Origin of the sequence: Microcystis sp. M31BS1, from assembly GCF_020245285.1 — a bacterium.
Taxonomy (GTDB): Bacteria; Cyanobacteriota; Cyanobacteriia; order Cyanobacteriales; family Microcystaceae; genus Microcystis; species Microcystis panniformis.
This window is the reverse complement of record NZ_JADBVE010000034.1, coordinates 1-10,851: the sequence shown is the minus strand read 5'-3', so window position 1 is coordinate 10,851 and position 10,851 is coordinate 1. Positions and strand designations below refer to the sequence as shown.

The following is a 10,851-nucleotide window of genomic DNA, read 5'->3' as shown; positions in this document are numbered from 1 at the left end:
GTCAGTCTGTAGAGCGACCATAAGACCAGAACAGAGTAAATCTGTTAAGGCAGGTGCGAAAAATCCTTCGGGAAAGAAGCAGAAACCCAAATCGTGAGGTTTGGGAATCGCCGTCCGTTTTACGGCGGCGAGGATGTCAATACAGTCCCATTAAGATTCTCAGTCTGTCTTCAACCAATGCCAGGGTTTCTGAGGATACAGTTCCCCATCGCTTCTCAAGTCGTTCTATTGAGATTGATCTTACGTCCTCGCACTTGATAAAACTTGGCATTTTCACTCCTCCCTCTGGAGGTTCCACTTTTATGTGAAAAGGGATTCCTTTGTCTTTAGAAGTTACTGGCAAAACAACAACTAAGCCAGATGTACCCTGATTAAACAGGTCTGCTGAAATCACTAAACATGGACGCTTACCAGCCTGTTCATGCCCCCTTACTGGATTGAGGTCTGCTAGTCATATTTCTCCTCTGGTAATTTCTGCCACTACCCTTCTACTCCATCAGCGAGAGTTTGCTCCCATGTCTGCCTTTCAGAAATTTCCTCTTGCCATAAAGTCTCATTCTTCCTTAAGGCGGCGAAGGCTTCATTCGCTTGAACTAGAAAAACATATCTGCGATAATTTTCGATGGCTTTGTCTAATACTGTTGGGAGCGTATCCCCAGAGGAGTCAACGAGTGCTAACAGCGTTTTGTGAGCAGCCTCACTAATGCTAATTTTTAATTCAGGCATACTTTTCTCTCGTAGCTTGTGTAGGGCTATTGTAGCCAATTGTGTAAGGACTAACAACCTGGTTGGAACTGATTATTTATTCTCCCTTTTGCCTTTTTCCTCTCCTAATATGTAGCCTATACTCAACGGATTTAGTATTAGATAACACCTGTGAATAACGGGGTCGGAGAAGAATTTTTTTCGCCCAATGTTGAAACACTTTCAATTGATGGCGTTTGCTGGGTAAACGCAGAATATAGACAAATCGACGCATTATATCAGCTAATCTACCAGTAATATTAAGGCCAAAACTGGAGACAAGGGCTGATTGTTTACCCAGGGTTAACATATCACCTAAATGCAGATAATAATAGGGTTTGAGCGATTTTTTTCTGATCACTGCCGAGATATTTTTGGCTACTACACTGGCTGCTTGATAGGCTGCTTGTGCTGTGGCAGGAATTACCTGTTTACTCGGATAAATTTCGGCTATATCCCCAAGGGCAAAAACTTCGGGATAGTCGATTAATTGTAAACTGGAACGGGTTAATAATTTGCCTTGTGCTGTTTTCTGACAGTCTAAATTATTGATCCAATCCTGTGCTTGGGTTCCTGCTGTCCACAATAATAAATCAATGGGGATAACTTCATTTTTATTATCTTTAAATACGGTTATGGAATTAGCTGCAACTTCCTTTAATCCTGTGTTTAGATAGAGACTAACATTCTTGGCTAAAAGGGAACGACAGGAAGCAATACGCACCGATTTAGGGAAGTTTTGCAGTATTTCCTCGTTCCTTTCCACTAGGTGAACTTTGCCTTTTTTTCCTAAACGATCAGCCACCTTACAGGCTAATTCTACCCCATTGGGACCGCCGCCAATAATTGCTAAATCAATTGAGGATTTTCCTTGAGTTTCTAAGTCATGAATTGCCGTTTGTAATTTTTCTACATCCTCTAAACTCCGAAAAGTTAGCCCATAATCGGCTAACCCCGGTATAGCCGGCCAACGATTCCGCACTCCCACCGCTAAAACGAGGTAATCGTAATCTAAAATTTCCTCATTTTCTAAATATACTTGATGATTGTTTAAGTCAATATTACGGGCTTTTTGAGTTTTTAAATTAACCTGAGTTCCTGTTAATAATTGACGGTAGGAAGGGGCAATTTCCCAGCGTTGCAATTCTCCTGTAATTAGTTCATAGAGAAGGGGAGTAAAGAGAAAATGGTCTTTCGGTTCGACTAAAGTTATTTGCCATTGACCTGATTTTACTGCTGTTAATCGACTCAGATCGAGCGCCGTGTATAACCCTCCAAAACCACCCCCCAGAATGCAAATCTTAGTTATTGGTTTATTCATGGATTTTTATTCTCAGTTGTGTTTAGGATGGGTTTCAGTTCCGAAACTAATTGTTCTGAACGAATAATTCTCGCCGGGGGTAAAAGATGATAGTGAGTATCAGCAAAAATGGTAGAATCGGTCTTAATATTCAAGTCTGTTGGGTCGTAAATTGTTGGCACAACCCGACTTAATTCTTCGGCAGATTTGCGAATATTAGCAAGAGTCTTACCATCATTTTTAGCATAAACCCAGGGCAAAGAAACCACTAAAGTCGCCCCTTTTGCTTCTAAATCTTTCTTGAGTTTTTCAATCAATTTAATCGAGTGAGCAGAGGCAGGAGTATCAAAGGTCATTTGCCACCATTTCCCTGTTCTTTCCTTAACTATAGTCGGATCTCCTCTGTCAGTAATCGGATCGGAAAGATAACCCGTCATTCTGCCTTTAGTGAATAAATCAACCATCGATTTAGTGACTGGACGCATCCCCGGAATACCTAATAACCAAGTATCCTCGATCATGGTTTTTAAAGGTATCCCACCTAACCCTGGTTTGCCAATAGCGACGCTAAAAGGTGCGGATCCCCAAAGTCCTTCGCCGCGATTAAAACCGTCCTCATCCATGAGCATGAGATATTCAGGAATCAGCAGAATTACGTCTCCTTGGCGCGCTTTTTCGAGAATCATAGCGGCAATGACATTTAACCCGATATCCCCCTGTAAACCGAAGTTAACCACGGGCATTCCCAATTCTTTGGCCATTAATTCCGAATTTATGCTATAATGCGCCCCCGATCCCGCCGTGACGATTAAACGCCGCGGTCCTTCGGTACTAGCTGCGATCGCTGATTTTTCCTCGTACATCATCCGCAACCAGCTTAATTCGCCGCCGTAGATGACATTGTAAACAAAGCCGAGGGACCAAGCGACTCCCACAGAAGCTAACCAGGGGAAAATGTTAAAGGATTTAGTATTCATCAGAATTCAAAGTAAATAAAGTCACCGGTATTAGTGGAAGCTAGGAGAATAGTTAAACCTAGCAATATTTTAGACAGCCAAGGCGATAACAATAGTTCATATTCAAACTTTTTCTGGGCAATAGCCAGATGTTCGAGGATTAAAACAATGATACCAAGAACTAAAGCGACGCTTAAAACTGCTCCTTGATTGAGAGTATAGGAACTAAAAATCTCCCCGATATTAGCTAAGGAATAATTGAAAGGATTGGCAATAACCAGCATTTTGCCGATTAATCTTCTGGTGTTAATCTCCATGAAAAAGAGACAACCAAAAATGACAGCCAATTGCGTTAAAGCCCAGGAGACAATTTGCGGCTGAGAAACGTATTTTCCGACGAAAGCATAGAAAGGTCGGCCTAGATAACGCAGTAATAATAATAATGCCCCGTGGTAAGCGCCCCAAAAGACGAAATTCCAAGCCGCCCCGTGCCAAAAACCTGAAAGAGTAAAGGTAATGAATAGATAAAAAGGCGCCCAATTTTTATTGGAACCCATCAGGGGTAAAAATACATAATCCCGAAACCAAGTGCTAAGGGTAATATGCCAACGTCGCCAAAATTCGTTAATACTTTGGGATGTGTAGGGGGCTAAAAAGTTTAATTCCAATCTAATGCCAACAAAATAGGCTAAACCAACAGCAATAAAGCTATAACCGCCGAAGTCAAAATAGATTCTCAGGGTGAATAAAAAGGCCTCAAACCAGATATACCAAGCATTATCGATCATCTTATCTAATTCGATGTAGGGCGCAATGTTATCGGCGAGGACAAATTTCATAAATAAACCGAGAGAAAGCCAACGCAACCCCTTCTCGAAGTTTTCTCCTGTAAATTTGAGGCGAAATCCCTCCATTTGTGGTAATAAATCCCGGCGACGCTCGATCGGACCTGCGACAATCTGGGGGAAAAAGGAGATAAAATTGACATAATCGAGGACGGCTAGGGGTTTCTTTTTCTTTTCCCGTAGGGAGTCCACCACGAAAGCCACCATCTGGAAGGTATAGAAGGATACCCCCGGCGGTATTTGGCTAGGCACGGGAATTGGGGAAAGTTCCTTCCAGTTAGGGGGGAGAGAAACGAATAATCCGATGATTTCCTCGACAAAAAAGCCGAAATACTTGAAGTAGGCGAGGACGAGAATATCGATGACGATAACGATAGTGGCCAGGAGATTCGCCTTCCAGCCGCTCATTTTCAGCACTAGCCAGACCATAATGTAGTTAAAGGCTAGGGAGACGACGAAAACGAGGAAACTGGTGCGACTGGCGTAATAAAATAGGATTAGGGACAGCGCCGCTAATCCGACTCCATCAAAAACACCTCGCCAGAGATTGAAGGACTTCGCCAGGTAGCGCGCCGTTAGGAAAGGAACGCTAAAAAGGATTAATATCCACCAAAATATAAAATCAGAGTAATTCAAGGCGTGTTAACTCCTGATGGTCTGTGTTACCTTGTTTGAGATGGGTTTCCTGACTTCTGATGCTCAGAGACGAGGGATTTTCTTGACAAGCCTATCAAACTTTGTCAGACTTGTCCATAAAATTACCTTCATCCATCCTAAAAAATCGAGGCTAGACAAGCAATGCTTTATCAAAAACTGTTAGATGCTCATAAACGCTATCGACAATTTAAGACTTATCCCCATATTGCCGATCAATATTGGTCTAGTCAGTTGGCAGAGCATAATATTAATCCTAATTATGTGGCATATGATGCTAAATCTGGTCAACTTTTTTACAAACCCTTAGGGATCAGTTTAAGCAAAAATAAGCAGGATTTCCTCTTGGGTAGTAAAGTTTGTAACAAAGCTGGCGCCTTAAAGGCTCTGGCTGATTGTAAATTTTATATCGATGGGCAACAGGAATTAATTATCGATATCGATGGAGTTAAGTTAATTATCGAGACGGGACAGGATTTAGATATCGCCCATGAAATTTTCCTTTTAGGTGTATATAATTTCCTCTATGACAAGCCCTGTGTAGCGATCGATATTGGCATGAATACGGGTTTTGCTAGTCTCTTTTTTGCCAATCGAGCTAATGTGAAAGCTGTCTATAGTTACGAACCTTTTAAGGCTACCTACGACCAAGCTTTAAGAAATTTTGCCCTCAATCCTAATCTAGCGGAGAAGATTAAAGCTTTTGATTATGGAGTCGGCGCTCGGGATGAAATTATTCAAGTCGAATACGATTACAAGGTTAAAGGTAGTGTTGGTATTTCTGGTATTGACAACCAATTAAAACCTTTTGCCTCGAAACAAACAGCTACAGCCGATTTAATTCTTAAACCTTTCACCGATGTGTTTAAAGGTATTACCTCTGATTATCCCGACATCGATATAGTTGCCAAGATTGATTGTGAAGGTTCCGAATACGAAATCCTCGATTCTTTAGCGGCAACCGGTCAATTAGGACAGATTAAAATTATCATGATGGAATGGCATAAAAAGGGTCCCGATGCTTTAGTCAAACATCTGCAAGAATTCGGTTTTATCATCTTCTCCCGGATGCCTCGCAGTAAAAATGTGGGTACTTTGTACGCAATTAAACCCTAAAGTATAGGAGTGAGGTGATAGGGAAATGGGGAAATGGGGAAATGGGGAAATGGGGAAATGGGGAAATGGGGAAATGGGGAAATGGGGAAATTTCCACTAATACCCCAAAACCCCAACACCTTCTAACTGATAACTGATAACTGATAACTGATAACTGATAACTGATAACTGATAACTGATAACTGATTTACTGTGCTTGACAATAGGTATTAAAAGCTTCGCCAGTTTCTTTTTCTAATTGGCCGGCTTTTCTTACCTTTTCCTGTGCTAATTTTGCCCCGTTTTTATTGCGAGTTTCGATAACTTGAATTATTTCACGAGTGGCAGTGGCATAATCTTCATAGACTTGAGCGAAAGCGATTTTATATTTATCTAGTTCAGGATCCTTCACTGCTAATTTTTTCATATTTTCTGCGGCCTGTTCGATTTTATCGGCGGCTAATAGCCAACTTTTTTGGTCAATTTCTGTCCCTTGACCCTTGGTTAAGGATTTGGTTTCTTGGGCGACTTCGTTGGCAATCCGATAGATTTTTTGACATTGAAACTGTTTACTATCAGCACAACTTGCCAAAAAAGTCAAGCCTATAAATATTAAGATTATTTTGTTATTCATAGCATTGTATTTGAGATGATTCTAGGGAAGCTTATAGCGGTAAACTATCAGCCTCTAAGTAGGGAGGCACAATTATTTGTAGGATGGGTTAGGGGTAGCGTAACGTAATCGGGCGTTGGGTTTCATGCTTCAACCCAACCTACGTTCTATCGGCACCCCCCTTATCAAGGGGGGCAGGGGGGATCAAAGACAAAATCTATCTTCAATTTAATTGAAACCACTTACTTAGAATTGTTCAATCCGATAATACTAAAGTTTAGCACTCGATCGCTGTTAATCGTGTCTTTTTTGATGCCAATTCCAAGCGTGTTCAACTATTACCTTGAGATCGGCATATTGGGGATGCCAACCGAGAACCTGTTTAGCTTTATCACTACTCCCGATTAAAATGGGGGCATCACCTGCCCTTCTGGGACTTTCGATGACGGGAATATCTAAACCAGTTACCGCTCGCGCTGTTTCAATCACTTCACGCACGGAAAAACCGTTACCATTGCCCAAATTAAACACATTACTTTCGCCCCCATTTAAGAGATATTCTAAGCCTAAAACGTGAGCTTGGGCTAAATCATTGACATGGATATAATCCCGAACAGCAGTACCATCGGGAGTATCATAATCCGTGCCGAAAATTGACAGGGAATCCCGTTTTTTCAGGGCAGTTAATAAAGCCAGGGGAATTAAATGGGTTTCTGGTTGGTGATCTTCCCCTAATAAACCACTGGGGTCGGCTCCTGAAGCATTAAAATAACGGAAAGCCACCGATTTTAAACCGTAGGCCGCATCAAAATCCCTAAGAATTTGTTCCACCATTTCCTTACTGGCAGCGTAGGGACTGAGGGGATGATGGGGGTGATTTTCCGTCATCGGAATTTCCTTGGGCATTCCATAAATAGCACAGGTGGAAGAAAAAACAAATTTCTTCACATCGGCGGCGATCATCGCTTGCAAAAGAGTCAGACTACCACTAACATTATTTTGATAGTAAATAGCCGGTTCTTGTACCGATTCCCCCACGGCAATAAAAGCGGCAAAGTGCATGACGGCGGCAATATCACGACTAGCAAATAAATTATCCAGCAGCGATCGATCCCTAGTATCACCGACAATTAACTCAACTTTTAACACATCCTTAATAATTTCGGCGTGACCGTAGGATAAGTTATCGAGTACGATGACGGAATAACCGGCATTTTTGAGCGCTAGAACTGCATGGGAACCAATATAACCCGCACCGCCAGTGACGAGAATGGTAGGTTTAACTTGAGACACGCGATCATACCTATTTGAGATTGACTTGTCTATAACTTTATACCCTAATTTTGCTTTTAAGTAAGTCGTTATAATTAAATTGAAGATAGATATTGTCTTGGATACCCCCTTAATCCCCCCTTGATAAGGGTAGTGCCGATCCCCCCTGCCCCCCTTGATAAGGGGGGTGTCTGACAATTTTTAACACCTACCTACTTATTTGACCATCATGTTAAGTCCCCTCGATCTATCTCTTTCCCTTGACAAAGAAACTTATCAATCACAAATTAAAGATTTAATGCAACAACTGCGATCGCTACAGAAGTCCTGTTGGGAATGTAAATTACCCGTGGTGGTGGTTTTGGAAGGTTGGGCGGCGGCAGGCAAGGGAACTTTAGTCAAAAAAATGGTTAACTATATGGATCCTCGCGGTTTTACCGTCCATCCAATTTTAACCCCTTCCCTCCAAGAGGAAAGTTACCCGTTTTTATGGCGATTTTGGCAAAAACTGCCAGCAAAAGGCAGTATCGGCATTTTTTATCACAGTTGGTACACCCATCTACTAGAGGATCGACTCTTAAATAAATTGCCCTCCTCCCAGATTCCCCTAGTCATGCGCGATATCAACACCTTTGAGCGACAATTATCTGATGATCGGGTCGCAATCGCTAAATTCTGGATTCACCTTAGTCAAAAGGAATTAAAGTCACGCATCAGAGAATACGCCGAAAATGAACTAGAATCTTGGCGCGTGCGTCCGGAAGATTGGCAACAGGCCAAACGTTATGATGAGTATGCCAGTTTAGCCGAGGAAATGATTACCTACACTAGCACGGGGGCCGCCCCTTGGACATTGGTGGAGGGCAACTGTCAACGTTGGGCCCGGGTAAAAGTTCTCTCCCAATTAGTCGGTACGATCGCTCAAGCTTTGGATCAGCGGCAATTACCGATCGAACCCCCTGTCAATCTACCACCTCAAGCCCAATTACTGCCCACGGAACCCGATTATCTGGGGAGAGTGGACTTAAGTGCCAAATTGGAAAAAGAAGACTATAAAATCCGTTTGCGTCAGGCACAGGTAGAATTAAGAAAACTGCAATTAGAGATTTTTCAGGCAAATATCCCCGTTTTAGTCCTCTTTGAAGGGTGGGATGCCGCCGGTAAGGGAGGGGCGATCAAACGCTTAACCGATACCCTCGATCCTCGCAGTTATCAAGTGATTGCCTTTGCTGCCCCGACGGAGGAAGAACATCGCTATCATTACCTCTGGCGCTTCTGGCGGAAATTGCCCGCAGCCAAAACTATCGGTATATTCGATCGCAGTTGGTATGGACGGATTTTGGTGGAGAGAGTGGAAGGATTCGCTAAAGATATGGATTGGCGACGGGCATATCAAGAAATTAACGAATTTGAGGCCCAATTAACCCATTCAGGCTGTGTTTTAGTCAAATTCTGGTTACATATTAGCCCCGAAGAACAGTTAAATCGCTTCAACGAGCGCCAAAATAACCCCTATCGTCAACATAAACTCACCGATGAAGATTGGCGCAATCGAGAAAAACAGCCCCTCTACCATGTGGCAGTTAATCACATGGTAGCCCGTACTAGCACCCCCGTCGCCCCCTGGACGATTGTAGCGGCAAATGATAAGTATTTCGCCCGCGTTAAAGTCATAGAAACAGTCATTGCCGCTATTGAAACCGGTTTGAAACAACGGGGATAGGGTAGATAGGGGTATGGGGATTTTTTCGATTCACCCTCCCTTAACCCTGATTTGCTGAGAAGCAGAGTCGAGAACTTCATTGAACGTTTTCAATATCCACCAGAGGAGAAACAATCATGAATCTCAATGAGTTGCCGGGGGCCGAGATCATCTTACCCGGACTGAGGGATCTTCACAATGGTGAGTCTAATACCATTGGGGCGTTGCTAGTTGCGATCGCAGCGACGCGCCTAACCGAAGTCGGTTTCGATATCCCCAAAAATCACCTAGCTTCAGAGCCAGAGCTAACCTTGTATGCCTATCTCCAAGAGGAACGGGATGATGCTTATTCTTACTATAATGCTTTGCTGAATCGCCTCAATAGCTTTTGCAATGCACTCGAACTCGCTTATAAAATATGATGACAATTTCCCCCAGTTTAATTTCTCCCGATCTCAGTTTGGCCGATATTCCCCTAGAGGAAACCCTCTCTTTAGGAGTGATGGCTTCTGGTAGTGGTTCCAATTTTGCTGTTTTGGCGGCAGCGATCGCAAAAAAACAGCTAAATGCCCGAATTCCTGTTCTCATCTACAATAATCCCGATGCCAAGGTAAAAGAAAGAGCCGATGACTACAATATCCCTGCGGTTTTCCTCGATCATCGTCAATTTAAACCCAGAGAAGAACTCGATCGAGCAATAGTAGAAACTTTCCAAGAATACGGGGTAAAATGGGTAATTATGGCGGGCTGGATGCGAATTGTCACCCCGGTTTTACTAGATGCTTTTCCCGATCGCGTGATCAATATCCATCCTAGTTTACTACCCAGTTTTAAGGGTGTGCGCGCCGTGGAACAAGCTTTAGCTGCGGGGGTAAAAGTGACCGGATGTACTGTGCATATCGCTCGCGCGGAGGTAGATAGTGGCCCAATTTTAATGCAAGCAGTGGTTCCCATTCTCCCCGATGATACCGCGGTCAGTCTCCACGAACGCATTCAAGTGCAAGAACATCGCATTTTCCCGGTAGCGATCGCTTTAGCGGCGAAATTGGGTCTGTAGAGATAGATTTCTGGACTTCCTTGGCGATAATACCGGCAAAAAAACGAAAATTCAACGCAAATCGTTAAATAAGTAGGTAGGCGTTAAAAATTATCAGACACCACCCTTATTAAGGTAGGGTTGATTCATGAATCAACCCTACTATGAATCAACCCTACTATGAATCAACCCTAGTACTAAGGGGGGATCGAACCTAAAATCCATTTTTAATTTAAGTACCTAAGCAAAATTAATTACACATATCTAAACACCTCTTGCCTCTTGCCTCTTGCCTATCTTCACTAGGAAATTAATTTTGCACGACTACTTAATTATAACCAGCTACTTATCACTCCTTCGTAAATTTCCTGAAAACTGAGATCGAAATTTACAGAAGTTAAAGATAAACTGGCATTTTCGCCCTCGTATTCCGTTAATAACCATTTATTTTCTTGAGTTTTGTTATACTGCATGATATATGGACGACTTTGAATAATGAGAATATATTCTTGAAATTCCGGCAGCGAACGATAATAGAGAAATTTATCGCCCTGGTCATAATTTTGAGTTGATTTTGAGAGGACTTCTACTATTAATCTGGGATTGGTAATAGTTGTCTTGCCAGTTTCATAAT

General features: G+C 42.5%; 12 protein-coding genes. 4 read left to right on the top strand and 8 right to left on the bottom strand.

The annotated features are described in order from the left end of the window. Positions 1–136: 136 nt before the first annotated feature. The 5 genes from IM509_RS01775 to IM509_RS01755 form a co-directional block, all read right to left on the bottom strand. Complete coding sequence (locus tag IM509_RS01775) at positions 137–394, bottom strand: type II toxin-antitoxin system PemK/MazF family toxin (protein WP_311768976.1); 258 nt, start codon at positions 392–394, stop codon at positions 137–139. Positions 395–480: 86 nt separating this feature from the next. After that, entirely contained in the window at positions 481–726 is a 246-nt protein-coding gene (locus tag IM509_RS01770; protein WP_002739747.1) for a hypothetical protein, read from the bottom strand. A gap of 76 nt (positions 727–802) precedes the next feature. Then, positions 803–2,065, bottom strand: coding sequence for an NAD(P)/FAD-dependent oxidoreductase (locus IM509_RS01765; RefSeq protein WP_052276267.1), 1,263 nt, complete (start codon positions 2,063–2,065; stop codon positions 803–805). Then, a complete protein-coding gene (locus tag IM509_RS01760; RefSeq protein WP_185237969.1) occupies positions 2,062–3,021 on the bottom strand; it encodes a hypothetical protein in 960 nt (319 codons plus the stop codon). Before IM509_RS01760 ends, IM509_RS01765 begins: the two co-directional genes overlap by 4 nt. Continuing rightward, entirely contained in the window at positions 3,021–4,481 is a 1,461-nt protein-coding gene (locus tag IM509_RS01755; protein ID WP_185237968.1) for an MBOAT family O-acyltransferase, read from the bottom strand. The genes IM509_RS01760 and IM509_RS01755 overlap by 1 nt, the downstream gene beginning before the upstream one ends. A gap of 162 nt (positions 4,482–4,643) precedes the next feature. Here IM509_RS01755 and IM509_RS01750 point away from each other — a divergent pair, with 162 nt between their 5' ends. Then, positions 4,644–5,615 (top strand): FkbM family methyltransferase, encoded by a 972-nt coding sequence (locus IM509_RS01750; protein ID WP_052276270.1) that lies wholly within the window; start codon positions 4,644–4,646, stop codon positions 5,613–5,615. Positions 5,616–5,802: 187 nt separating this feature from the next. On the opposite strand, the gene IM509_RS01745 is transcribed toward IM509_RS01750, so the two are convergent. Next, positions 5,803–6,228 (bottom strand): hypothetical protein, encoded by a 426-nt coding sequence (locus tag IM509_RS01745; protein WP_043999872.1) that lies wholly within the window; start codon positions 6,226–6,228, stop codon positions 5,803–5,805. 273 nt (positions 6,229–6,501) lie between these two features. Then, the gene (gene galE, locus IM509_RS01740; RefSeq protein ID WP_052276271.1) at positions 6,502–7,500 is read right to left on the bottom strand and encodes a UDP-glucose 4-epimerase GalE; all 999 of its coding nucleotides are present in this window, start codon (positions 7,498–7,500) and stop codon (positions 6,502–6,504) included. A 208-nt stretch (positions 7,501–7,708) separates the two neighbouring features. Here galE and pap point away from each other — a divergent pair, with 208 nt between their 5' ends. The 3 genes from pap (at position 7,709) to purN (ending at position 10,238) form a co-directional block, all read left to right on the top strand. Then, a complete protein-coding gene (gene pap / locus IM509_RS01735; protein WP_185237453.1) occupies positions 7,709–9,202 on the top strand; it encodes a polyphosphate:AMP phosphotransferase in 1,494 nt (497 codons plus the stop codon). A gap of 116 nt (positions 9,203–9,318) precedes the next feature. Further along, positions 9,319–9,603, top strand: a complete 285-nt coding sequence (locus IM509_RS01730) for a hypothetical protein (protein ID WP_158200771.1) — start codon at positions 9,319–9,321, stop codon at positions 9,601–9,603. Beyond that, positions 9,600–10,238 carry a phosphoribosylglycinamide formyltransferase gene (purN, locus tag IM509_RS01725; RefSeq protein ID WP_002795693.1) on the top strand — a complete coding sequence of 213 codons (639 nt, stop codon included), beginning with the start codon at positions 9,600–9,602 and terminating at the stop codon, positions 10,236–10,238. The genes IM509_RS01730 and purN overlap by 4 nt, the downstream gene beginning before the upstream one ends. A gap of 311 nt (positions 10,239–10,549) precedes the next feature. Here purN and IM509_RS01720 read toward each other — a convergent pair. Next, the coding region (locus IM509_RS01720; protein ID WP_287716285.1) for a Uma2 family endonuclease at positions 10,550–10,851 on the bottom strand (302 nt) is incomplete at its 5' end.